18 protein-coding genes are annotated in these 25644 nt (G+C 49.0%); 13 read left to right on the forward strand and 5 right to left on the reverse strand.

The genetic code is table 11. The features are described 5' to 3' along the window. Nucleotides 1-659 precede the first annotated feature (659 nt). Nucleotides 660-7064, forward strand: a complete 6405-nt coding sequence (locus C2I18_RS27335; protein WP_249898843.1) for a rhamnogalacturonan lyase family protein — start codon at nt 660-662, stop codon at nt 7062-7064. An 81-nt stretch (nt 7065-7145) separates the two neighbouring features. Here the strand turns inward: C2I18_RS27335 and C2I18_RS27340 are convergent, their stop codons facing one another. Continuing rightward, complete coding sequence (locus C2I18_RS27340; RefSeq protein ID WP_249898844.1) at nt 7146-8096, reverse strand: helix-turn-helix transcriptional regulator; 951 nt, start codon at nt 8094-8096, stop codon at nt 7146-7148. Nucleotides 8097-8205: 109 nt separating this feature from the next. Between C2I18_RS27340 and C2I18_RS27345 the strand changes: the two genes are divergently transcribed. Further along, nucleotides 8206-8688, forward strand: coding sequence for a GyrI-like domain-containing protein (locus C2I18_RS27345; protein ID WP_249902269.1), 483 nt, complete (start codon nt 8206-8208; stop codon nt 8686-8688). A 93-nt stretch (nt 8689-8781) separates the two neighbouring features. Here the strand turns inward: C2I18_RS27345 and C2I18_RS27350 are convergent, their stop codons facing one another. After that, the gene (locus C2I18_RS27350; RefSeq protein WP_249898845.1) at nt 8782-9639 is read right to left on the reverse strand and encodes a helix-turn-helix domain-containing protein; all 858 of its coding nucleotides are present in this window, start codon (nt 9637-9639) and stop codon (nt 8782-8784) included. A 103-nt stretch (nt 9640-9742) separates the two neighbouring features. Here C2I18_RS27350 and C2I18_RS27355 point away from each other — a divergent pair, with 103 nt between their 5' ends. The 5 genes from C2I18_RS27355 (at nt 9743) to C2I18_RS27375 (ending at nt 16724) form a co-directional block, all read left to right on the forward strand. Then, nucleotides 9743-12601 carry a sugar-binding domain-containing protein gene (locus tag C2I18_RS27355; RefSeq protein WP_249898846.1) on the forward strand — a complete coding sequence of 953 codons (2859 nt, stop codon included), beginning with the start codon at nt 9743-9745 and terminating at the stop codon, nt 12599-12601. Between the two features lie 33 nt (nt 12602-12634). Continuing rightward, the gene (locus C2I18_RS27360) at nt 12635-12928 is read left to right on the forward strand and encodes a discoidin domain-containing protein (RefSeq protein WP_249902270.1); all 294 of its coding nucleotides are present in this window, start codon (nt 12635-12637) and stop codon (nt 12926-12928) included. A gap of 218 nt (nt 12929-13146) precedes the next feature. Further along, a complete protein-coding gene (locus tag C2I18_RS27365) occupies nt 13147-14418 on the forward strand; it encodes a BNR-4 repeat-containing protein (protein ID WP_249898847.1) in 1272 nt (423 codons plus the stop codon). A 246-nt stretch (nt 14419-14664) separates the two neighbouring features. Beyond that, a complete protein-coding gene (locus tag C2I18_RS27370) occupies nt 14665-15018 on the forward strand; it encodes a hypothetical protein (RefSeq protein ID WP_249898848.1) in 354 nt (117 codons plus the stop codon). A 599-nt stretch (nt 15019-15617) separates the two neighbouring features. Continuing rightward, the gene (locus C2I18_RS27375) at nt 15618-16724 is read left to right on the forward strand and encodes a hypothetical protein (protein WP_249898849.1); all 1107 of its coding nucleotides are present in this window, start codon (nt 15618-15620) and stop codon (nt 16722-16724) included. Nucleotides 16725-16751: 27 nt separating this feature from the next. On the opposite strand, the gene C2I18_RS27380 is transcribed toward C2I18_RS27375, so the two are convergent. Next, a complete protein-coding gene (locus C2I18_RS27380; protein WP_249898850.1) occupies nt 16752-18281 on the reverse strand; it encodes a glycosyltransferase in 1530 nt (509 codons plus the stop codon). A 120-nt stretch (nt 18282-18401) separates the two neighbouring features. Between C2I18_RS27380 and C2I18_RS27385 the strand changes: the two genes are divergently transcribed. The 4 genes from C2I18_RS27385 to C2I18_RS27400 all read left to right on the forward strand — a co-directional run bounded on the left by C2I18_RS27385 (nt 18402) and on the right by C2I18_RS27400 (nt 21432). Next, nucleotides 18402-19268: a glycosyltransferase family 2 protein gene (locus C2I18_RS27385; protein WP_249898851.1), complete on the forward strand. Its 867-nt coding sequence runs from the start codon at nt 18402-18404 to the stop codon at nt 19266-19268. A 39-nt stretch (nt 19269-19307) separates the two neighbouring features. Continuing rightward, on the forward strand, nt 19308-20453 hold the full coding sequence (locus C2I18_RS27390; protein WP_249898852.1) for a DegT/DnrJ/EryC1/StrS family aminotransferase: 1146 nt from the start codon (nt 19308-19310) through the stop codon (nt 20451-20453). After that, a complete protein-coding gene (locus C2I18_RS27395; RefSeq protein WP_249898853.1) occupies nt 20450-21091 on the forward strand; it encodes an acetyltransferase in 642 nt (213 codons plus the stop codon). Before C2I18_RS27390 ends, C2I18_RS27395 begins: the two co-directional genes overlap by 4 nt. 80 nt (nt 21092-21171) lie before the next feature. Further along, nucleotides 21172-21432 carry a hypothetical protein gene (locus C2I18_RS27400; protein ID WP_249898854.1) on the forward strand — a complete coding sequence of 87 codons (261 nt, stop codon included), beginning with the start codon at nt 21172-21174 and terminating at the stop codon, nt 21430-21432. A gap of 567 nt (nt 21433-21999) precedes the next feature. Here C2I18_RS27400 and C2I18_RS27405 read toward each other — a convergent pair. Beyond that, entirely contained in the window at nt 22000-22335 is a 336-nt protein-coding gene (locus C2I18_RS27405) for a winged helix-turn-helix transcriptional regulator (protein WP_249898855.1), read from the reverse strand. Between the two features lie 122 nt (nt 22336-22457). Between C2I18_RS27405 and C2I18_RS27410 the strand changes: the two genes are divergently transcribed. Next, nucleotides 22458-23372 (forward strand): DsbA family protein, encoded by a 915-nt coding sequence (locus C2I18_RS27410; protein ID WP_249898856.1) that lies wholly within the window; start codon nt 22458-22460, stop codon nt 23370-23372. 100 nt (nt 23373-23472) lie between these two features. On the opposite strand, the gene C2I18_RS27415 is transcribed toward C2I18_RS27410, so the two are convergent. Then, nucleotides 23473-24726, reverse strand: a complete 1254-nt coding sequence (locus C2I18_RS27415; RefSeq protein ID WP_249898857.1) for an MFS transporter — start codon at nt 24724-24726, stop codon at nt 23473-23475. Between the two features lie 90 nt (nt 24727-24816). On the opposite strand from C2I18_RS27415, the gene C2I18_RS27420 reads away from it, so the two are divergent. After that, on the forward strand, nt 24817-25641 hold the full coding sequence (locus tag C2I18_RS27420; protein WP_249898858.1) for a MerR family transcriptional regulator: 825 nt from the start codon (nt 24817-24819) through the stop codon (nt 25639-25641). The last annotated feature ends 3 nt before the right edge of the window (nt 25642-25644 follow it).

The following is a 25644-nucleotide window of genomic DNA, read 5'->3' on the forward strand; positions in this document are numbered from 1 at the left end:
GGAGTACCGGGGACAAATAGTGACGTACAAACACCTCAGCAGTGATTACTGTAAGCACAATAATTATGTGAGCCAAATGTACTCGTTTTTTTACGTACATTAGGCCCGATTCCCTCCGCAGTGCCCCATTGTACTCGGTTTTTCATGTACATTAGGCTCGATTCCCGCCGCAGTGACCCATTGTACTCGGTTTTTCATGTACATCAGGCCCGTTTCCCTCCGCGGTGACCCATTGTACTCGGTTTTTCACGTACATTAGGCCCGATTCCCTCCGCGGTGACCCATTGTACTCGGTTTTTCACGTACATTAGGCCCGATTCCCTCCGCGGTGACCCATTATACTCGGTTTTTCATGTACATTAGGCCCGATTCCCTCCGCGGTGACCCATTAAACTCGGTTTTTCACGTACATTAGGCTCGTTTCCGTGTAAGGGGGCAAATTAATTATTTTAAAATTAAAAAAGTCGAATTTAGGTCTAAAATGGATTTTATTGCTAAGAATCTCGTACCATTATCTGATACACTCTGTGCATAAATTCGAGACGGGGGTTTTTAAGCAGCAGAACCCGCCCAGGAAAGGAGGAGCACTCCGCAAGCTTAACGATCTGTATTCCCTGATTTCTAAAATGAATTTTAGATCAAGAGGAGGAGTAATGTACATGGGTCTAAAAGCTGTGTCCTTCAAAAAATCTGTGCTGGCTTCCGTTTTATCATTTTTTATGGCGGCATCGCTTATCGTTCCGCCGGCTCCGGGATATGCGCAGTCACCGCAGGCTGCTGATCATCTCCCTGCACGCCAGGCGGAATATCTTGACCGCGGATTGGTTGCTGTTCTGACAGACGGCGGTGTGTTTTTGAGCTGGAGGTACTTAAATACGGATTCAGATGATACCGCTTTCAATGTCTACAAAAACGGATTTAAAGTGAATCCGGCGCCAATCAGCGGCTCCACAAATTATATTGATACAACGGGTGCAGACAGCTCACAGTACCAGATTTCCACCGTCATCGGCGGCAGGGAAGAAATGCAGCCGGAGACCGTTTCGGTGTGGCACAACAACTATCTGCCTATACCGCTGGATAAGCCGGCCGACGGCCGCACCAAAGACGGAGGCACCTATACTTACGCAGCCAGCGATGCTTCCACAGCAGATTTGGATGCCGACGGCGAACTTGAAATCGTTTACTTGTGGAACCCCAGCAATGCTAAAGACAATTCCCATGCCGGCTATACCGGCAATGTCTACATCGACGCCGTGAAACTGGACGGCACGAAGCTATGGCGGATTGATCTGGGCGTTAACATCCGTGCGGGAGCGCATTATACACAGCTGATGGTGTATGATCTCGACGGCAACGGGAAAGCCGAAGTTGTGGTCAAAACAGCGGACGGCACGCGCGACGGCCAAGGCATGGTAATCGGCGACGGCTCCAAAGACTACCGCAACGATGGCGGATATATCCTGACGGGGCCGGAATATCTTACACTGTTTAACGGAGAGACCGGAGCAGCCGTGTCCACCGTTGATTACGACCCGCCACGGGGCGATGTGAACGCATGGGGTGACGGATACGGCAACCGTGTAGACCGCTTCCTGGCCGGAATTGCCTATCTGGACGGAGTGACACCAAGTGTTGTCATGGCCCGCGGTTACTATACACGCACCGTTCTGGCAGCTTATGACTATATCGGCGGCCAACTGGTGAAGCGCTGGACGTTCGACACCAATGAAGCCGGCCAAGAGTATCAGGGACAAGGCAATCACAATTTGAGTGTGCTGGATGCAGACGGTGACGGTAAAGATGAAATTATGTACGGTGCACTAGCCATTGACGATAACGGCGAATTGCTGTACAGCACCGGACTTGGACACGGCGATGCGATGCACGCGGGCAAGCTCGATCCGAACCGGGACGGCTTCCAGATTGTCAGTGTACATGAACACACCAATGCCGAATACGGCCTGGAGATGCGGGATGCCGGCACAGGCGAAATCCTGTGGGGCCAATACACCGGCAAGGATACCGGACGCGGGATGTCGGCTGACATCGACCCGAACTATCCGGGGTATGAGTCCTGGGCTTCCACCATTGTCGACGGGCAAATGGCCCCGTTAACCCGCGTATATTCAGCCAGCGGAGAAGCCATTTATGAAGCAAGCGAAGTGCCGAAAAGTGCCAACTTTGCAATCTGGTGGGATGGAGACCTCCAGCGGGAGCTGTTCGATCATGAATGGGATAACAACGCGGCAAAAGGAATTCCGCTCATCTACAAATGGGATACTGTCAACAAGCAGCTGAAGGAGATTTTCCGGGCAAACGGCGCTTTGACCAACAATCACACCAAAGGAAACCCTGCCCTTCAGGCGGATATTCTTGGTGACTGGCGCGAGGAGCTGCTGCTGCGCAGCGAAGACAGCAGTGAGTATAGACTATATACCACAACAATCCCTACAGAATACCGTATTCCAGCACTGATGCAGGATCCCGTCTACCGACTGGGCATTGCCTGGCAGAATGTCGGCTACAACCAGCCGCCGCATACCGGATTTTATCTCGGTGAGGAAGCCGCTGAATTCCCCAAAGCCAATGTAACCTTAACCGGATCCAAAGAACTGCCTGAGCAGGTCTACCACTTTGATTTCGGTACAGACGCGGCAGCAGGCACCACTTCCGTGCAGGATACACTGTATGATCAAACAGCAGGGTACGGATTTGAAAGCACTGGCGGAATTACGGTCGGGGCAGGCAATGTTTCCCTGCCTGAGAATGCCAAGTTTGCTGTAGACCTGCCCAATGCCAATTACAAGGTAACCCTGAAGCTTGGCGATGAGACGCGGAACTCGAGTGTTGGCGTCAAATCCGAGTTTGTGCAAAAATTAGCTGTAACAAGCGTAAACGCAGGTGTACCGCGCGAGTTCTCCTATAATGTCGCACTGGTAGACGGACAGCTGGAGTTCATCTTCACCGGTACGGCCATTGACGTACAGGAGATAATTATCTCGAAATATCCTGAGAAAACAGCAGGAACAGGAACAACAATCTACATGGCCGGCGATTCCACCATGCAGTCCTACAGCAGTATCCAGGCTCCGCAGGAAGGCTGGGGACAGCAATTCGGCCGTTATTTTGCCAACGGCGTAACGGTCCAAAACGATTCGATCGGCGGCAGAAGCAGCAAATCCTTCATGGCGGACGGACGTCTGGATACCATTCTGCAGCGCATTAAGCCTGGGGACTTCTTCTTTATCTCCTTCGGGCACAATGATGCCAGTGCAGGCATTCCGGAAAGATATGCGTCGCCTGAGGATTATAAGACCTATTTAGCCCGTTATGTAAACGGTGCCAAACAGCGTGGAGCCACGCCGATTCTGCTGACTCCGGTAGGGCGCAGAGATTTTAATACGATCACCCAGGAGTTTAATGTAAGCTTCCCTGAGTATGTGCAGGCTGCCAAAGAAGCAGCCGAAGAGCTGAACGTCCAGCTGATTGATCTGAGCCAGCTGAGTATTGCGTACTACGATCAAATCGGTTTAGCTGCCAGTGAGAAGGTTTTCCTGTATGCTAATCCGGGTGAATTCCCAAAATACCCTAATGGTGTGAACGATAATACGCATTTCAGCAGCTACGGTGCACAGGTTATTGCCGGACTGGTTGCGGGAGCGGTTAAAGAGCTGGAGTTAAGCATCTCACCGTTCGTCATCGATCCCGACATCACTGAACCGGAACCGGAGCCGGAAATTCAGGTCTATGAGGAAGACTTCGAGGGCGATCCTGCCGCATTCGAATATGCGATGGTCAATGCCACGGGCATCGGCGGGCAGATGTCGGGAACAGTCGTCGACCAGAACGGAAATAAGGTATTATCCGTTGCCGGTTCCGGCTCCGGCCACCGGGCCAAAGTATTCCGTTTGTTCGATGCGGTCAACGGCGACATTGTTAATGTTAATTTTGACTGGCATTCCGGCAATGTGAGCGCGTTCCCGTCGGAAGGTCACTTGAGTCTTCAGGACGCGAACGAAAACATTATTTTGACTCTGGCTGCCAAAACCGGCACAACCGATCCGGGTACGAAAATTCATTATTATGCCGGTCCTTACACGCCTGATTACGGAACCGGCAGTACTGCCCTTCCGGAAGGCGGAACGGCTACCAGCATCTCCAAGAATCAGTGGGTCAATGTGGATGCCAATATTAACTTTGCCGAGAAAACCATTGACTTGACCTTAACAAGCCTGGCTAACCCTGGTGTTACACAGACGATTGAGGATATCCCAATGAGTCCGGGCGTCTATGCCAATAACGTAAGAGCACTGCGCTTTCTCGGAACGAGAAAAGGCGGAGGCGGCACGCTTAACTGGACCACGCAGATTGATAATGTGAAGCTTGAAGGCATGAAGCTTCCACCGGTTGCCGGCGATCAGACAGCGTTAATAACATTGCGCGATGAGGCCAAGGCCTTGGATCTGTCAGCTTACACTGAAGGTTCCATAGCTGTGCTTAACAAAGCATTGGCAGCTGTGGAGGCGGTTATCGGTACAGAAGCTACCCAGGCCCAGGTGGATCATGTCTTCAACATGCTGACGGTTGCCAAGAACTCTCTGACCAGTGAGCCGGCTGGCGATATCAGCGAATACCTTTTTGACTTTGGCTCCGGAAGTGCAGCTGAAGGATATGCGAAGGTTGATGCCACGCGGGCATACGTGGAAGGGAACGGTTATGGATTCAGTGATACCGCACTGGTTAAGGATGAGAACCGTGAGACCGGGGATGACCTCACAGAGGACTTCACCAGCATGAACGGCAGCTCCTTCCTGGTAGAAATGGAACCCGCTAACTACCGGGTAACGATGACCATCGGCGATGCCCAGGAATCCACTAACGCAGGCGTTACAGTTGAACAAATGCCTAAATTACCGGCCACAACAGTGGCTAAGGGTGAATTCAAAGAAATATCTTATGACATTGCGCTGATTGACGGCATCTTCAACTTTGAATTTGCCGGCAGCACACCGAAGATTAATGTTCTGAAGATCGAGCGCCTGCCGGGCAACGGTGCAGGTCAAGAACCGGTCATTTATCTGGCGAGCGATTCTACAGTTGCCAATTACGCAGAAGGTTACCGCCCGCAGGCCGGATGGGGCGAGACCCTGGGCAGTTACTTCGACCTGGAACAGATCAGTATCGATAATCGTGCAGTGAGCGGTTTAAGCAGCAAAACATTCCTGGTGGGCGGATATCTCAACGACATTCTGCTGGATATCCATGAAGGGGATTACCTGTTCATGCAGTGGTCCCATAATGATTCCACGCCTTCCCGTCCGGAACGTTATCTGACACCGGAGCAATTCAAGGTGTATCTGAAGGATTATATTAACGGCACTGTGCAGCGGGGAGCAACCCCGGTGCTGGTTACACCGGTGAACAGACGCGACTTTACCGGAGAAGTATTGAATAAGAGCTTCCCGGAATATGTACAGGCAATGAAGGATACCGCGCAGGAGACCGGAACCTTGCTGGTAGATTTGAACCAGGCCAGCTGGGAATATTTCCAGGAGCTCGGTCCGGAAGGAACCAAGGACATCTTCATGTGGGTAGGTACGACGGAAGACAACACGCATCTGCAGATGAACGGGGCAATCAAGGTATCCGAGATGGTGGCAAAGCTGGTACAGGAGCTGAATATTCCGCTGTCTGCCTTGGTTACACTGGACGGCGGGCCTTCCGGCGAGGAAGCACCGCGTACAACTGCAGAAGTGAAGGGAGAATTGCGTAACGGCTGGTATACTTCTGCCGCAGAAGTACTATTTACCGCAACAGATGAAGCTCCTGGAGTCGATGCAACCTATTATCAGGTTAACGGCGGCGAGATTGCGGGCGGCACGAAGCTTTCATTAAGCGAAGAGGGTACACACCATGTGGCGTACTGGAGCGTAGATCTGGACGGCAACAAAGAAGCGGAACAGACACTTACCGTGCAGATTGATCTTGCACCGCCGACCATTGATATCCAAGGACAGACGGAATACACCATTGATCAGCAGGTGGCTATAAGCTATTCTGCTTCTGATACAGTCTCCGGTGTGGCACAACCCAACGGTGAATTGCTCAACGCTCCGGCTTATACTTTAGAACCCGGGCTGCATGAGGTGAACGCGAAAGTCTCTGACCTGGCAGGGCATGAGAGCAGTGCTCAATTCAGCTTCGGAGTTACGGCCACCTTCGCAAGCCTGGCTGAACTGACACGGGCCTTTGCGGCTGAATCCGCCGATCCGGGCGCAGGTGCGCTTGCCGAGCAGCTCGGTGCGAAGCTGCAGCAGGCTGAACAAGCGGCCGCGGCGCATGAAGGTGCCAAGGCACGTCAGGCGCTTGCTGCATACGGCAATGAGGTCAATGCCGCTAACGGTACAGTATTTACGGCTGAACAAGCGGCTGCGCTGGGCAAGTGGGCATCATGGCTCAGCCAGGCAACACCGCTGGCAGGCAGCGCTCCAGGTACTCCGGTGCTGTCCGATAATAACGGGCATGACACAGGCCTGAGAGACGGAGATTACACCATTACGATGAATCTGTGGTGGGGCAATAACGGCACACAATTCAAGCTGTATGAGAACGGTGAGCTGATCCAGGAGATTCCTTTGGCTGACCAGTCTCCATCCGCACAGTCTGTCCAAATAGACATTGCCGGCAGAAAGAACGGCACTTATGTCTATACCGGCGAGCTGATCAATTCGCTGGGCATAACCAAGAGCGCGCCTTTAACTGTTGCTGTAACGGATGCCTCTCCGGGTAAAGCGGTATTGTCGAACGATAACTGGGACGGAGACGGCAGCTTTCAAGTCAGCATGAATCTGTGGTGGGGGACAAATGCCAGCGAATATGAGCTTTATGAGAACGGGGTTCTGGTAGATACACAAGCGCTCCAGGCGCGTACGCCTGGCGCACAGTCTGCGGTTACAAGCATCTCCGGCAAGGCCGCGGGAACCTACGAATATGAAGCTGTATTACGCAATCATGCAGGAGAAACCAAATCGCAGAAGATGGTAGTTACCGTACGCAAATAAACCGGATTAGAGAGCATCAACTTACCAGGCAGTCAGCAAAGAAGCCCAATGCAGCGGCCGTGCCGTCTCATTGGGCTTTTTTTATAGACCGTAGAGACCAAGCCTTGCTTGTAAAGCTGCCAAAATTTCATCAGGCATTCTCTTAATCTTGACATCATCACCAAGGAACAGCAGCCAATTGACCAATTCAGCTACCTCTTCAGGGTTATTCACATCGGTAAAGGATCTTAAGCGTGCTGCAGTCTGGTAAGGATTTGTATAGGAAAGCGGCACTTTGACAGGATGGTACTTTTTAAACTGGGCAATCGCTTTCGGGCCAAGCTCAAGTTCAAGATTGATGATTTCTTTCTGATTACCCAGTTTTTCTAAAATCTTTTTGCGGCTTAATCTCGTTTTTGCCGGGCAGGGGATCACATCGGTGAGATGGTCGACAGGATAAATCCGCTTTTGCTCTTCCTCTAAATCAAAACCTTCAATCAGCCAGACACTTTTTTCACGGTATAGATGCAAGAGGTATATGGAGTACACCTTCTCATTAACGGTAATTGATAAGTATCTGTCCGCAAGAAGGAGTTGAATCAGCTTTTCCAGCATGGAATGGGGAAGGTCAGAAAGATCAAGCAGATCGGGGTTATAGGGATTGGTCCCTTCAAAAAGCAAAATTTGATTCAACAGAAACAGATCATCCTGCTGATTTTCGGAAATAAGGCCCAGGAGCTTCTCCGTTAGGGACTGGCGGCTCTTCAGGTAAGGAAGCTGCTGATTTCTGGTGGCCATAAAGGCAATGAACAGCGCTTTGAGCTCATTATCTGTAAAGTGGACGACCGGAAGAACCGAGTTGCGCATGACAAAATAACCGCCGTCTCTGCCAACCTCAGCTACCAGCGGCATTCCCAAGGATTCAATTTCCCGGATGTCCCTGATCGCTGTGGAACGGGAGATGCTGAATTCCCGCATGATTTCAGTGATCGTAAAATGGGCACGATTATTGATGTACCGCATGATGATGTTAATCCGCTCAACTTTTTTCATCGCCGCTCCTAAACAGTATCATTTTTTGACATGGTTTAAAGTTATCATAGCCTTAGCAAGTGAAAAAGACAAAGCATTAAACAAATTAATGTTAAAGGAGTTTTTGAACATGGCAGCGTACACGTTGGAGCAGAAAGAGAGTTTTACAGTTATTGGTTTAGGTACAGAGCTTAAGAGCGATTATACGGACTATGCCGGTATCAACAAGGAAAAGGCCGATTTCTGGCAGGCCGCCAGCCAAGATGGAAGGCTTGATTATTTAAAAAGCATTGCCGCGAATGACTACATTTTTGCAGTAAATGAAGCGGTGAACAACAAGATGATGCACTATGCCGGCGTAATGTCCGGAGCGGCTGCGCCGGAAGAAGCGAGAGTCATCCAGTTCCCCAAGGGCGAATATCTGGTCGTAAAAGGTGAGGCGCAGACAGCTGGTGAATTGAACAATATCCTTGCCGGAATTGCCTTTGGTCAAGCCTTGCCGGAAGCAACGGATGTCGCTTATGTCGGAGGGCCGAATGCTTCTGTTGAGATGGGGAAGAGGGACGGACTGGTGTACGGGGAAATGTGGATTCCAGTTGTAAGGAACAGCTAGAAGAAGGGACAGGCGCTAAAGCTTTGATTGATTTAAATAAGAAGAAGCCGGACAAATCCGGTTTCTTTTTTTGCGTTTCAAAGGCGATATCAGCTAGTTGACTCTGTCCCTTTGCTGTTTGCGGTAGTTCGAGGGGTTGCTTCCGAAATAACCGGTGAACTTCTTTGTGAAATAGTCCGGGGTGTTAAAACCGACGGCGAGAGCAATCTCAGTGATCGGGCGCACCGTATATTTGATCAGCTTCTCGGCCTGGTTTAACCGGTATTTGATCAGGGTTTCAATAATGGAGTCGCCAACCTGCTGTTTAAACAAATGGGAAAGCCTTGAAGGAGAGAGGCAGACTTTAGCGGCCAGGTCTTCGACTGCATGTTCTTCCATGTAATTTTCGGCAAGCATGTCCAGCACTTCGCTGATGCGGGGGTCCAGCTCCTTCTTCCGGAGATTCTGGCTGGCAACCAGAAGAATGATCTCCTCAAGGGCATTCAGGGTGAGTTCGTCCCGCAGCAGCACATCCCTGTACAGCCTGTAAGAAAGCACTCTCCGGAAAGCCGACTCAATGGCAAGACTGGTGTTGTCATCCTCAATTTTCAGTTGAAAAACAGGACCCTGCGTATTGCTGGAAGGCAGCCAGTCCATCCAGTTCAGCCGCGGCAGGAAGTGTGCCCAAAGCTTCTCCCACGTATAGCCCACTTCCATAAAATAATCCTGGGGTGTTCCGGGTGACACAATCGTCAGCATCCGTTCTGTACAGGCAAGATATTCACCATTTCCATTATATATGGAGCCTTTACCGGATAAAGTATACATGATCAGCCAATCCTTGGTCCCTTCCGGCCTGTAGCAGGTATATCCGTAAGGTTCGCTGTAGTAATCCGATACAAGGATGCCGGCGGGATGCGTATACTGGGTGTCTGCTGCCTGTATAGCAGAATAGTTAGGGTTTTCAGCCATATCCTCATTCCTCCCAGAAGCGCAGTGACTTACAATTGTATACGAGTCTATCATAACACGAAAGCGTTTACTAGCCATTTGACATTGAAGAAGGAGCGGCAGGATGACAAATATGACAAATACACTTCAGGCAAACACGCTTAATCTGGAGGGGATATGGAAATACGCTCTCGATCCTGGGGACAAGGGGGAGACAGAGCGTTGGTATGCTCCTCAACTGTTCCAGACTCAGGGAAATGTGAGGCTTCCAGGTACGTTGACTTTGAACGGGATAGGAGATGTACAAGAGTGGAGCGATGAGATGAACAGGGAATCTGTCCGCTCTTTGCGCCAGCGCTATGCCTACTATGGTGCTGCATGGTACGAATACGAAACGTCAGTCCCGGAAGAATGGGCAGGCAGGCAGTTCAGGCTGTTTCTGGAAAGGGTCATGTTTCAATCTACGTTATGGGTCAATGGACAGCTTGTCAGCCAGCAGGATAGTCTGTCTGTTCCGCATGAGTTTGATGTGACCGGATACATTCAGACGGGAGTGGCCAACCGGTTCACCATCCGGGTAGATAACCGGGATATACAGAATCTTGGCACCTACCCCAGCGCCTACACAGAAGAAACTCAATCCATCTGGAACGGAATTGTCGGGCGAATTGAACTGCAGGCTCTGGAGCCGTTCCTGATTACGGATCTGCAAATCTATCCCCAGCAGGGGCTGCGCTCAGTCATCATTAAAGGCGCTTGTCATAACACAACTGATACCGAGATGTCGGGAACATTAGATGTATCCGCTGCTGTCTGCCACGGCAAAAATCAGCATAGTGCTCCAGCTATCCGGCAAACTTTGCGGCTTCCCGCTTTCTCCTCGGAGTCCTTCGAATGGTTATATGGAATGGGAGATGAACCGCTGTTATGGGATGAGTTCCATCCCAACATATATGAGATGAAAATAGAAGGAAAAGTTACTGCTGGCAGGCTGCAGACCGGTGTGGATACCAGGCAAACGTTCGGTTTGCGGAGTTTTCAAAGAAACGGAAACGTACTGGAGATCAATAACCGGCCGGTTTTTTTACGGGGAACCCTGGAATGCTGTATCTTCCCTTTAACAGGTCATCCTCCAATGGATGTGGCAGCCTGGCTTAACCTTTTCGGAACAGCTAAGGATTACGGATTGAATCATATCCGCTTTCATTCCTGGTGCCCGCCGGAAAGTGCTTTTGAAGCCGCTGACCGGTTGGGTATATATCTGCAGGTTGAATGTCCGATGTGGATGGATACATGGAACTCACCGGTCGGGGCCTATCCCGAACACTACACGTATCTGCCTCAGGAAGCACGGCGTATAGTAACTAAGTACGGGAATCACCCTTCTTTCTGTATTTACAGTAACGGGAATGAACTGAACGGTGATTTTGACTTGCTTCAGCGCATAGTTTCGGAATTAAAGGTTCTCGATAATAGACATTTGTATACGCTGACAACAAATTGGGACCGGCCGCTGGATCCGGCAGATGATCTGTTCTGTGCCCAGACAATAGATGAAGCCGGAGCACGCGGACAGTATTTTCTTGATGAGCTGACCCATTCCACGCTTATTGACTTTCGTGATGCAATAGCCAGAAGACCTGTTCCCGTAGTTACTCACGAAGTAGGACAATATACTGTTTATCCGGATGTCGAAGAGATCGGTCTCTATCACGGAGCCTTGCGCCCGGTCAATCTGGAGGTCATCCGGGCAGATCTGGACCAACGCGGAATGCTCAGCGATATCCGTAAACTGGTTCACGGCTCAGGCATGCTTGCGCTCCAATTGTACCGGGATGAAATCGAAGCAGCGCTGCGGACCCCTGAGCTGGGCGGGTTCCAGCTGCTGGATCTGCATGACTTTCCAGGCCAAAGCACAGCTACTGTCGGTATATTAAATGCATTCTGGGAGTCCAAGGGGCTGATTGAACCACAGCAATTCCGTAATTTCTGTAGCGCTACCGTATTACTTCTGAGGATGCCAAAGCGGATATATACTACCGGGGATTCCTATTCAGCAGACATAAATATTGCACATTTTGGCCAGAGCGAGCTGACAGAGGCCCGTATGAAATGGAGTATTACGGATGAGGAAGGGAACCTTCTCGATCATGGTTTTGCAGAAGCAGAAAAGATCCCCTTTGGTTCCGGCATTGCGCTTGGACAATTCACGACAGAAGCGCTGAGACAAATCCGCATCAGCAGCCGGCTGACTGTTTCATTGGAATTGCTGGGTACGGAAATCCGTAACGAATGGCCAATCTGGGTATACACACCTGCAGAGGAGCGGACGGATCTTGAGCCGGGCATTACAATTACAAGCACGCTGGATGATGATCTGCTGCATAAGCTGGCAGGCGGGGAGCGGGTTCTGTTCCTGCTCAAAGAGGAGGAGTTAGAACATACGGCCAGAGGAAAGTTCCACCCGGTCTTCTGGAGTCCGGTACACTTTGCAACAGAGAACCCATGCGGGATTATCGTGAATCCTGTTCATCCGGCACTTAAAGGATTTCCGACAAGGGAGTATGCAGAACATCAATGGAAGGATTTGCTCGATCATTCCGTCTCACTTATAATTAATCATGATCTGCCCTTCGAACCGGTCGTCCAGGTTATTCCTAACTTCTATCATAACCGGAAGCTGACTAATCTGGCAGAGTACAAAATCGGCAGGGGGAAGCTGCTCCTCTGCGGCATTAACATTGAGGACGCATTGGAGAATAGGCCTGCAGCAGCACAGCTCCGCGCAAGCCTGATTGAATATATGTCCACTGATGCATTTGAACCCACTTTATCCCTGGAGACTGGCGAACTCCGCGAGCTGCTGAAGAAGAAAGAAACTAACTTGTCTTCAGAAACAGCTCTGCCTCCTCAAGGACAAGAGCTGGCTTTGGGGAAACCATCGACCTGTGATAGTGCAAAAGATAACAGTCACGAAGCTTAAAAAGGCAACGACGGTATAGGCCATACATATTGGCTGGCCGGGGATGATCTCGCGGGACATTGGTGGCAGGTCGATCTGGGAAGGGAACAGTCTCTTACAGGCATCCGGGTGAAGTTTTATCAGGAAGGGAATTTCCTCTATGTCATTCAAACCTCTGTTAACGGGATGGACTGGAATGTAGCCTCGAATCAGACGGGTCAAACTTTGACTGATCAGATCCGGACCGACCGGTTCAATGCCGGCGCAAGGTATGTAAGAATAGTCTACAACGGATTACCCAAGGGCTTGAGTGCGGGGCATTATTCATTTGAAGTCTACGGAAATTAATCCGGTATTACTCAAGCCCGATCCGGGCTTTTTTTTATTGCAGTAAAATATCTCATATGCTCTCCAGTACAGCAATCCTGCAATAGTACAGTAACAATTCCGCCTGCAGCATGCTATTCTTGGGCCTGCGGGACCTTATAAACAGATAGGAAAGGAGGAAAGGCTGAGTAGTTTTGAATACGTTTACAAAAAAGTGGATATCTAAGGAGGCGGAACGAATGAAGGGAATAAACAAATGGAAGCTCAGTTTGGTAATGCTGGCACTGATGACACTGCTGCCGGCAGGAACGGGGAGCGCTGCCGCCGTGCTGGAAGAGGTACCCTTTCCGATGGATGCCAGCAACCAGGCCGGATGGTGGTCTCCTCTTGATACTTACGGGCAGGGCTTCGAATATGCTTATATGGCCTATAATGCACCGGGCATTACATCCACCAATAAACATACAATCGCTATAGCAAGACGGGACAACGACGGCAACTGGAGCAAGCTTCCGCTTATGAACGGCACCACTCCTGCAGAATATATTAACGATCTCGGCCATAATCAGCCCTCCATGGCCAGAGACGGCAGCGGACGGTTCCATGTGTTCGCCTCCATGCACAGTAATGAATGGCGGTATTTCCGCTCGGATACAGTCGGCGGGATTCCCCAGAATCACTCGGATGAACTGCCTCAAGGGATGACTGTAACCTATCCGGTGGTGACTACCGCACCGAACGGTGATTTATACCTTATGGTCCGTGCAGACAAAGATCCGGCAGGCAAAAGGGAAGCCGTACTGTTCCGCTGGAATAATGCCGATTCTGTATGGAGTCAGGTCAAAGTCATTGCCGCCCACCTTAACCGTTCGGTTTACCCTGACGAGCTGGTTTTCGATGGTAACGGTGATCTGCATATCTTGTTCGAATGGGCACATTTTGCCGCCAGCCCCCTCAGGCACCAGTTATCCTATCTGAAATACAGCCCTTCCACACAGGTATTTACCAAAGCGGACGGAACGCCTGTATCCCCGCCTGTGTCACTGACTACTGCAGATATTGTACAGCCTTTGGCTCCTGGAGAAACTTATGTGCAAAGCGGCAGTGATCCGGGCGGACCAGGTGTGCAAAGCGCCAAGATGACGGTGGATTCCGCGAACAGCCCGGTTATCGCTTACCGCTACCGCGAAGAGGGCAGTAACATTTTCTCGGTGAAGCAGGCTACTTATGGAACAGGCGGCTGGTCATTGCAGACTGTCTATAATACCGCTCCGACCAATGCAGCTATCGATGTGACCTGGACAGGCGAGTCTTCGAGAATTTATTATGTCAAAAGCAGCGGAACCGACCGGGCATTTATGGCAGTAAACAGCGGCGGCGGCTGGACAGAAACTTCACTTGCCCCTGGCATTCCGGTCGAGCGGCTTGCAGTGGACCGCAGTCCCAAGAACATTGATATTTTGTATTTGGTGGATGTAATGAATAAGAAGCTTTACTATGGGCGGAACTGAGCGGAACTGAGCAGAATATGGGAATTTAAGTGGTGAGATTCATAAAAAGCACTCCTGACTGATAGTGATGGTGTGCTTTTTTTATGTTTTTACAGACCAACAATGCCTATTCAAAGAATATTCCATACAGGTAAACAAACAAGCATACATAATACGTTATTAATATAATACATAGAAATAGCCAGTAATCTTTTTTATAACCGGCATTAAATTTATTGAAAATTATAGTAAAGGAGGGTTGGATGAATGGCATTGTTATCCACTGGGCCTGTTGCTAACGATCCGGTTAACGGGATAAGACAAATTCAACAAGTTACTGTTAAAATCGTTAACCGTGATTCTGCAAATGCTACTGCAATTTTGATTCAAGGGTATATTTTAGACGGCGTAAGAACCCTTTATGTACTGGAAGAATTAGTTGTAGCCCCCAATGCTGTGATTACAAGAAATTATGGAGCAAACTTCAATGCATATGAATTCGTGTTTACAACAAGCGGTTCAGCAGAAGCCAGTACTGATGTTTCAGTCTGGGGTAGAAGCGGAAGCGGAGAAATCATTGATGTTCAGCGTATTGTTGCAGAAGAACAGCTGGAATTTTAAAATCAGCAGGCGTGCAGAGGACATGACCACAATCATATCAACAGTTGATAAATAGAATATTGGGAGCAGAGTTCAATTCAAAGAATTTTCTGTTCACTTTAAAAAATCAGATTTACATTAATGCTGAAAGGAGGGATGCTTAGTGCCATTATTATCAACAGGACCCATTGCAAACGAACCAGTTAGCGGAGTCAGACCTACTCAAACCGTTCTGATTAAAATGGATAACCGTAGTGCTGCGAATTCTTCTTTCGTTTTGATCCAGGGTTACACTTTGGATGGTACCAGAACACTTTATGTCCAAGAATTAGTCTCCTTGGAACCTAACGAAGTTTTAACCAGGAGCTATTTTGCCAGTTTCAATGGATTCGAATTTAACTTTACCACAAGCGGTGCAGCTGAAAGTGAGACTCAAATATCTGTTTGGGGCAGAGATGCAGCCGGGGCATTGGTGCCTGCCCACCGGTTAGTGTCTGATGAACTTTTAGGAACTGAGACAGCAGGGCCTCAAGGCGATCCCGGACCTCAAGGGGATCAAGGGCCTCAAGGCACACAAGGACCTCAAGGCCAGGGCACACAAGGACCTCAAGGCTTCCAGGGTGTACAAGGACCTCAAGGCTTCCAGGGTGCACAAGGACCTCAAGGCTTCCAGGGTGCACAAGGACCTCAAGGCGTTCAGGGTGTCCAAGGGCCTCAAGGATTCCAGGGTGCACAAGGACCTCAAGGCATTCAGGGTGTCCAAGGGCCTCAAGGATTCCAGGGTGCACAAGGACCTCAAGGCTTCCAAGGTGACCAAGGACCTCAAGGCGTTCAGGGCGAGCAAGGACCTCAAGGATTCCAAGGTGAGCAAGGACCTCAAGGCGTTCAGGGCGAGCAAGGACCTCAGGGCGTTCAAGGCGAACAAGGGCCTCAAGGATTCCAAGGTGCGCAAGGATCTCAGGGTGTTCAAGGCGAACAAGGACCTCAAGGATTCCAAGGTGCACAAGGACCTCAAGGCGTTCAGGGCGAGCAAGGACCTCAAGGATTCCAAGGTGCGCAAGGATCTCAGGGCGTTCAGGGTGAGCAAGGACCTCAAGGTTTCCAAGGTGCACAAGGACCTCAGGGCGTTCAGGGTGAGCAAGGACCTCAAGGATTCCAAGGCGAGCAAGGACCTCAGGGCGTTCAGGGTGAGCAAGGAACCCAGGGCTTCCAAGGTGACCAAGGACCTCAAGGATTCCAAGGTAACCAAGGACCTCAGGGCGTTCAAGGCGAACAAGGGCCTCAAGGATTCCAAGGTGAGCAAGGACCTCAAGGCGTTCAGGGTGAGCAAGGACCTCAGGGCTTCCAAGGTGAGCAAGGACCTCAAGGATTCCAAGGTGCACAAGGACCTCAGGGCGTTCAGGGCGAGCAAGGACCTCAAGGATTCCAAGGTGCACAAGGACCTCAGGGTGTTCAAGGCGAACAAGGGCCTCAAGGATTCCAAGGTGAGCAAGGACCTCAGGGCGTTCAGGGCGAGCAAGGACCTCAAGGATTCCAAGGTGCACAAGGACCTCAAGGCGTTCAAGGTGAGCAAGGACCTCAGGGCTTCCAAGGCGAGCAAGGACCTCAGGGCGTTCAGGGCGAGCAAGGACCAGCTTAAGAAATACTTCGATGACTCAAAGGTTATATATAACTTTTGGGTCATTTTTTCAGAGCTGAAAAAACCTTTGCCGAAACCCGTAAAATAACCAGGAACTTCAGCAAAAGCTCTTGATTCAAGGCAGCACAACCACTTTTTCCTTACAGGAGGCAATATATTTGGCATATTGGATACAGGTTTCGATCGAATCCTCCTGCTCCATCGGCCACCAGCGGATGGCACCTGTAGGAGCTTTGGAGGCATAGGCCTCAAGGTACTGCGGGATTCTCCCGACAACCACAACCTCAATCTCCTTAAAATTGTTTTCAAGTCCCTTTTGAAGCGTTTTTAGTAATTGAGTGTTCTCTTGTTCAGGGGAGTCATAGGAGACAGGGAAGAGGAATGAAGAACGGGAAGCATCTTCCTGTATCACATGAGCAGTTTTTCTGGCAGGATCATCCGGAGAAGTCATCCATATACGGTTATACGGTAATTGCTCCGGCAGACCAAGCTCCTTGAGCCTCACAGAAATTCTTTGCAGATACGATCTGTACAACTCCCTGACCAGAACCTGAATCTGTTTATTTCTAAGGAACGTAGTGTTATTTCCATTTTCATTTCGATATTGGATATACAGTAAATCAGGGATATTAACAAATTTGGTACAAAGAAACGTCCGTACCAGCAAATCGTAATCATCTGCGACCAATAATTCAGTCCGATGTCCTCCGATCAGGTGATAGCAGTCACTTGTCCACGCCCGGGGGTGATTAGGCAACCCGACAAGGTGTGAAATGGTTTTCGCGTTGAGGGTTGTATGTTTATGTGCATTTTGCCACCTGTTCATATCATGCAGCCAGACCCGGTAATGTACACTGTACCCGAAACCGCAATCCCAGCCGTACCAATGTGCATGATTGCTCTCTGCATACACCTCTGTACAATCGCCATATACAAATCCGCATTCCGGATTCTGCTGAAATGCACGTACAATCTTCTCCAGACAATCAGGTCTTAGCTCATCATCATGATCGACTTCAACCAAAATTTCTCCCCGGCAGAGCCCTGCCGCATATCTTTTGATGGCACCGATATAACCATTACGGGAATCCTGACGGTACCTGCGGACCCTGTGGTCCTTCAGCGGAAGCAAATATTTCGTATAGGTCTCATCTTCGTCGCCGGAGTCATCCACTATTACCCATTCCCAATTCGCGTAGGTCTGTTTTAATAAGGACTGATAAGGACGTTCTATTTTTTCTTTGGACCTGTAGGTTGCAGTAAAGACGGATATCAAGGGAGTGTCTGAAGAAAAACGGGAAGATGGAATCAGCCGATTCTCCGGGAGAGGGTTCGTGGCATGGAGCCAGCAGAAAAACAAATGGGAAGGTTGGATTTCATTTGCTGCAAGGAAATGCAGCCAGCGTATTTTTTCGTGATGTGGCAGACTGGTTAATGCTGAAAATTCCCGCCACTCCTCACCGATTGAAACGTATACACGCGGCTGACCAAAGCTGTTCTCCTGCAAGGAATGCTCTGTTTCGTACAGGTTAACCGTGATATGGCCTTTTTCCAGGCGTTCTATCAATTCTTCCACATCTTCTTTTAACACAGTCTTGGATACAAACAGATGCGTTGTCAGCAGTGGCGTGAAATTGAGTGACATGATCATTCCCCTTTACTGGTTGTGAGCATATTTTTATCAACATTTCTACGAATAAATAATATATATGTATGTACGTGTTCAATTGTATGTGCAGTACCCAGACCAGAAAGGTGGAGTCGTGTGGAATGCCCATTAGTGAGTGTAGTAATACCAGCCTATAACCGGCCAGGTACCCTCCAAACCGCCATCGACAGTGTCCTGAAGCAGACTTACCCGAATATCGAAATTATCATCTGCGATGACAGCAGCAATACCGGCGTACAGGAGATGATGGACCCTCTTTTACGCACCTTTCCGCAAATCCGGTATTATAAAAATGACCGAAATCTCTTTCTTGAAAACTGGCATAAATGTTTCGACCTGGCAACCGGGGAATATATCAATTATTTAATGGATGACGACCTGTTTCATAGAGAAAAAATAGCGAAAATGCTTTATTTTTATCAAAACTTTGAGGATGTTACGCTGGTTACCTCTTATAGACAGACCATTAATGAAAACGGGGAGATAATTCCGCCGCTGTATGCAACAAAAAAATTATATGAAGAGACACGGGTTATGGATGGAAAGATGCTCGGAAATATTGTATTAAGCCGGTGCTTAAACATGATCGGAGAACCCACTACCGTGTTATTTAAAAAAGCAGATCTTACCGAGAAATTTGGAGTCTATCAGGGAAAACAGTACTCTCTGCTCAATGATTTGGCGTCCTGGCTGAACTTATTGTCCAAAGGGAAAGCCGTTTACATTGCTGAAGCGTTAAGCTTTTTCCGCATCCACCCTAACCAGAATAATCAAACCCTTGGGCTGACAGCATTCAGTGAATGGTTAGATATCGTAATTGCCTCAAGAGAAAATGGATTTCTAGCATCTGACGGTGTATATAAATCTGCACTGCTGTCCTATTACGAGCGTGTAAAAGGCAAACCGGCATTCACTGCAGATATTCAACGCATAGAACGGATATTACAAACGTTGGACGGGTAAATTTGGCTCTGTACATTATAAGTCTGAAGGGGGATGAACATGTTTGAGATTCCTTTCTTGCGTCCAAAATTGGTGAAAAAGGACCGGTTCCTTCCTTATTATGACCAAATCGAAGCTGCCCGGATCTACTCCAATTACGGCCCCTTAAACAGCCTGTTTGAAGAACGCGTCATTACACGTATGTTCGGCGGTGCCGGTTCTTCCGTGACCGTTCATAACGCTACCATCGGACTCATGCTCGCCATTTCTCAATCCAAACGATCTAAGGGTAAATATGCGATTATGCCAAGCTTCACTTTTGCAGCCACACCGCTGGCGGCCAAGTGGTGCGGACTCGAACCCTACTTCCTGGATATTGAGCCGGGCAATTGGCAGATGAACAGGGAACAGCTGGAATGGATTGTTAAAAAACTGGGGGATGAGATTGCCGTTATCATTCCATACGCTACATTCGGTTCTTCAATGGATTTATCCGTATATAACCAGCTTCTTCAGCAGGGGATTCCTGTAGTCATTGATGCCGCTTCCAGCTTTGGTACATTAACTTCGGAGGGGGCAGAAGCCACTCACTTTGGCAGAGGTTTTGAAGGAGCCGTGGTCTTCAGCTTTCATGCTACTAAGTCATTCGGAGTGGGCGAAGGCGGGCTGGTTTACAGTATGGACGACGGGCTGATCAAGCGTATCCGCCAGAGTGGAAACTTTGGTTTTTCGAGCAGCAGAGAGTCGGTTCTTCAAGGGCTCAACAGCAAAATGTCCGAATATACTGCGGCTATTGCATTGGCGACGCTGGACCAATTTGACAGGGTACAGAAGAATCGGAAAATAATCTATGAATGTTATCTGCGGGAGCTTCAGCAAGCCGGTTTATTACAGCGCGGATGGCTGATGCAGCAGTTACAAGGATCTGTTGTTCATCAATTTATATCCATCAGCAGCCCGGATTCCATCAGCAACCTCGAAGTGCTTGATGCTTTAGCAACCTGTTCGATTGAAGCCAAAACTTATTTTTCCCCCGCCTGCCATCAGCAGCAGCAATTTTCAGGCTGCCATTACTCGCCACTTGGGGTTACAGAATATTTTGCCCAACATATTGTCAGCTTGCCTTTGTGGGAGGAGCTGGACGAGACCCATATCCGTAGGATTGTAAAAGTGCTAAACAGCCTGGGAGGAGAAACAAGCGGATGAGGAAAATTGTTATTTGGGGTTCGGGAGGGCATGCCCGAGAGGTTCATTGGCTATGTGAAGAATTAGAAATTCATGTCGAAGGATTTTTAGACGAGCGGCCGGAGATGAAAGGCCAAATGGTCGATGGCGTTCCTGTTCTGGGGACACTCGATGATATTAAGCTGTTAAAAAATGAGGTGGAGCTGGTATGCAGCGGAGTGGGTGATCCGGCTTTAAAAAAGCGGTTCGTTATCACAACTTTAAAATCAGGTTTCCGTATTTCATCTCCGCTGGTACACCCCCTTGTACAAATATCCCGCAGAAACAGTATCGGAGAAGGCAGCATCATTTTTGAGGGAGCACTCCTGTCCGGCAATATAAAGATTGGACAGCACGTCAATATCAACCGGGGAGCCAGCCTAAGCCATGATGTGGTAATTGGTAATTATGTCAGCATAGCCCCTGGCGTCCGTTTGGCCGGAAATGTAACTGTAGATGAAGGAGCTTTTATTGGAATTGCAGCTTCTGTAAGGGAGAAACGCCATATCGGCTGCTGGTCTACTATTGGCGGGGGAGCCTTTGTCAAAGAAGACATACCAGCGTTTACCCTTGCAGCTGGTGTACCCGCAGTTATTAAAAAAATTTACCGTGTTCACTGAGCTGCGTTTTGATTCTTTTTTCGCATTTACCGAGAGTTATTTATAAACATATAATAGTATGCAGTAAAGGTGAGGAGGAATTGGACCTGGCATACTTCATAGCATTTTTATTGACTGCCTTTCTTAGTGTAGGTATCCAGAGGTACTTGAAGAAGGAATATGGAACGTCTGCAGCAATACTATTGCTGCGAAAAATGCGAAAACTGCCTAAAGATACGGCTGCCAGAAAGAAGCTGATCAGGGATATTGTCTTTTCGAATGCAATCGGTTTGGCTGGTTTGATTCTGCTGTTGTTTTCTCTCGCAGCTTTTTGGGATGCGCTTAAAACGATTGGCCCCTAATTCAGGTTTGTAAAAGAAGATGCCTGATTGGTGCCGCAGCACTGTTTCATACTTTTGATAACGAAAAATTGAAGTAATCGGATAAACAGGAATGAAAAGCCGCAATATCATTTGCGGTCAAGGTGATAAGAAACCCAGCTCTTTTAATGATCTTGGGTTTCTTTGCTGTGTTTCCATGTCTGCGTACGCTGCAACCGCTATATTCCTCGTCCTCTTTCAGACGCTAACGGACACTGCGTCCGTTATTTGCCGAGAATCGCCCTCATCTTTTCGCTAACGGACCGTAGTTCCTTTATTCTGCTAAATGGTGGGTACATTAAGCCCTTTCGAATGAAATAACGGATCTAGGGTCCGTTAGGATTTCAAAACACACCTCTAGCGCAAAATAACGGATCTGGGGTCCGTTAGCATTAGCATTTCCAAGGAATTATAGGTTCTGGTGTTGAAGCAAATAAAGAAATCAATACGATGCTGACTCTTACAATCTTCTTCATGACTGATACCCTCTGGACGCTGTTTTCATGGGCATATACTATATATTAACAGTTGAAGGGGTGTTTTTAAAATTCACTTGTTGAGTAAATGCACATTCTTTTCTCCCCAGGCTACGATGGCTTCAATGAGGGGGACCAGCTCTTTTCCGGACGGTGTGAGTGAATATTCGACCCGCGGAGGCACCTCGTTATATTGCTCCCGGTGGACGATACCGTTATCTATTAGATCTTTCAGGCAATTGGTTAATGTCGTCCCGGTGATGCCGTTCAGCTTTCTTTTTAATTCGTTGTACCGGATAGAGTCTGCCTCGCTTAGAAATGCAAGAATCGGCAGATTCCACTTCCCGCCAATTACCTGAAAGGCAAAGGTTGCGGGACAAAGCTGCTCCAGATTCAATTCATATTTCATTTTGACTCCTCCAAAAGTATCATTTATATACCAGGTATTAAAAATAATAGTACTTGTCGATTTATTTATACATTTTATAATCATACTATACCGGATTTCAATAGGAAAGGCAGGCAAAAGACATGAGCAGTCAAAACATGATGTGTGATCTGGAAACAGGAGTATGCGGGGTTGCAGATGCTAAACCTATAGAAGCAGTGGATCTGAATCAGACAGAGAAGAAAGTTACTTTATATTATTTTACAGATCCGATTTGTTCCCATTGCTGGGCCTTAGAGCCTGTTCTGAACCGCTTCATTCAAGAATATGGCCAATACTTTGATTTAAAAGTGAATATGGGCGGCTTGCTGGCAGGCTGGAATGGATTCTCTGACGGGAGCAACGGAATTCAAAAGCCTTCTGACGTGGCCGGGCATTGGAGAGAAGTCGGGGGCCACTCCCGAATGCCGATAGACGGGTCATTGTGGATTACTAATCCAATCCTGTCATCATACCCTCCATCAAGAGTATTTAAGGTGATCCAAAGTAATCAGCCGGGCAAAGAACATGAATTTTTAAGACGCGCACGTGAAGCTGTGTTCGCCTTCAATCAAAATATCGGTGAAGAGGCAGTATTGACGGAAATTGTGAACCAAATGGGCCTGGATGGCGAAAAAATCGTTGAGGATTCCGCAACGCCTGCTGCCCAGGAAATGCTGGAGGAAGATTTTCAGCTGGCCTCACGCCTGGGTGTACGGGGATTCCCGACCCTCATTATGGTCAATGAAGACCAAAAAGGGGTTAAAATTGTAGGCACCAGATCTCTGGATACCTATAGAGAAGGTCTTCAGCAAATCGTTAATAACGGACTTAGACCGCGGCGCGCGGCAAACTTAGCGAAAGTTCTTGAAGAAGGGCATATTCTTTTTGCCAAAGAAATTGAGGTTATGTATGATATCGAACAAAATGAAGTAAAAGCTTTCATTGAAGCAGAGCTGCCTCAACATGCTTACCGCTCAGGAAAGATATTGAACGAGCTGTATATTCAAAGTCATTAAGAACAGCGTGCTATGCTCCGGATTGTTTATTCATAAGGCCACACTTAGGCGGCATCCCTTTTGTCATCGGGAGCGAAGCCTGGGTGCGGCCTTTTCATTGTTATCTTAACTCGGATTCAGGAGCTAAGCTATCTTTCATAGACACGGCAGCCTGAGCATTCCCGGTGCGGCCCAGCTTCAACCGAAGCGTCAGGATACAGCAGGATAGAATCAGAAGCGCCGACAGACCGTAAACGGTAAACAGTGAAAAATGATTCATAAGCAGGCCGGAGGCCGCCGTACCCAGCAGCATGCCCGCCATCATTACCGGAATCATGACACCGTTCGTCCGCCCGATATACTCTTTACGAACCTCCTGGATCATAAAAGCGCTGAAAATAACCTGGAAGAAGGCGGTGCACAGTCCGGATAAAATGCGGGCACCCGCCGTCAGCAGCGGCCAGACGGACAGCACCTCGATGAACGTGAGCACCGCCCAAATGAGCATAATCCCCGTCATCACCTCACGGCGGTAGCGCCCGACCCAGGCGGCGCAGGCCGCAGCAAGCAGGCCGCCCGCAAGCATGCCGATACCTTCTGAAGCGGTAAGCCACTGAACGCTTTCTTTGGGAAGGCCCAGCCGCTGCATAGCGACGAAGACATCCAGCGGCTGGGTTAGTCCGATGGACAGCCCGCTGATCAGAAAAAGCGCAGCGGTCAGGCGGAGATTGGAGCTGTCCCATACGTAACGCAGCCCATCCTTCAGATCCTCCCAGGGTGAAGTCTGTTCCGTGCGGGCTTCCCGGCTCGAACCCGGCAGCAGCAGCTGGATCGCCGCAGCCGCCAGGAAGACAAGCATGAGTGCGATCAGTGAAGCATAGAGACCAAGCTGCGTGTAGATGAATGTGCCAAGGATTGGACCTAAGATTGTAAATACCGCCATCATACTTTGTGTAATACCGACGGCTGTGCCCACCTGGTTCTCCGGCACATGCTGCCGGAACAGAACCGAAGATGAAGGCTGGGAGAACTGGCTGACGATGGCTGACACGACGGTGGCGACAAATACGGCCTGCCAAAGACCTGCATGCACCAGCAGCAGAATCAGCAGAATCGAGACGGCGCTCAGCGTATCACCGGCGATTACTGTTTTCTTCGGTTCCCACCTGTCAGCAAAGGTGCCTCCGATTAGGGAGAACAAGAAGATGGGCAGATACTCCAGCGTAGTGAGCAGAGAGACGGCTACAGGATCGTTGCCGCTCTGCTCCATGATGTAGAACAGCAGCGCCATATTCCGGATCCAGATTCCGGCCTGCTGAAGCAGATCGGCGCCTGCAACAATTAAGAACACACGGTTTTTGAATAATGGGGTCATGGTTGATTCTCCTATGGGTATGATTATGGGTTGTAAGACAATATGGTATAGAATAGGGTATACCGTAACCGGATAGTCAAGGAGGCCCTAATGGACAAGAACAAAACAGAGGTTTATCTGACCACTGGAGAATTTGCAAGGCTCTGTGATGTGAACAAGCGGACACTGTTTCATTACGATGAGATCGGTCTGCTGAAGCCTGCCTTAACGAACGAAAAAGGCTACCGTTATTATTCGCACCGGCAGTTGGATGTTTTTTTACTCATCCAAATTCTGAAGGATCTGAAAATGCCGCTCAAGGAAATCCGCAGCTATCTGGATAACCGGACGGCCGGACGGATGATTGAAATGGCGAAACAAGAAATTCTTCATATTGATAAGGAAATCGCGAAGCTGCAGGAGAACCGGCAGGTGCTGGAAGAGACGATTACCTTTGCCGAGGAAGGTCTGGCTGCCAGGCATGGGGAATTTCGGCTGGAGGACCAGGAGGAGGAGCGGCTGATCCGGAGCGGAGTCATTGCGGACGGCGATCCGCGAGCAGGATATCTGGAATGGAGTAATGACTTTCGTAAATTTGATCAGCTTACACAGTTTGATGCTTCCTCTTTTATCGGTACGATGGTTGAAATCCGGAATTTATTGACGCAAGACGGCTCTGCTGTGTATTACTTCGTGAAAACCAATAGTAACAGCACGAACCTGAAAACATTCACCAAGCCGAAAGGCAGGTACGCAGTCGGATACCATCACGGGTGCTACGATAAGCTGGACGAGACCTATATCCAAATGTTCAATTATATCGGTGAACTGGGTTTAACACAGGGAGAATATGCTTACGAGGAGTACCTGATCGACGATGTGGCTGTCAAAAATCCGGAGGATTATGTAACGCGGATTACGCTGGAGGTAAGATAAATG

It is taken from the genome of Paenibacillus sp. PK3_47 (genome assembly GCF_023520895.1).
In the GTDB taxonomy this organism is placed as follows: domain Bacteria; phylum Bacillota; class Bacilli; order Paenibacillales; family Paenibacillaceae; genus Paenibacillus_AQ.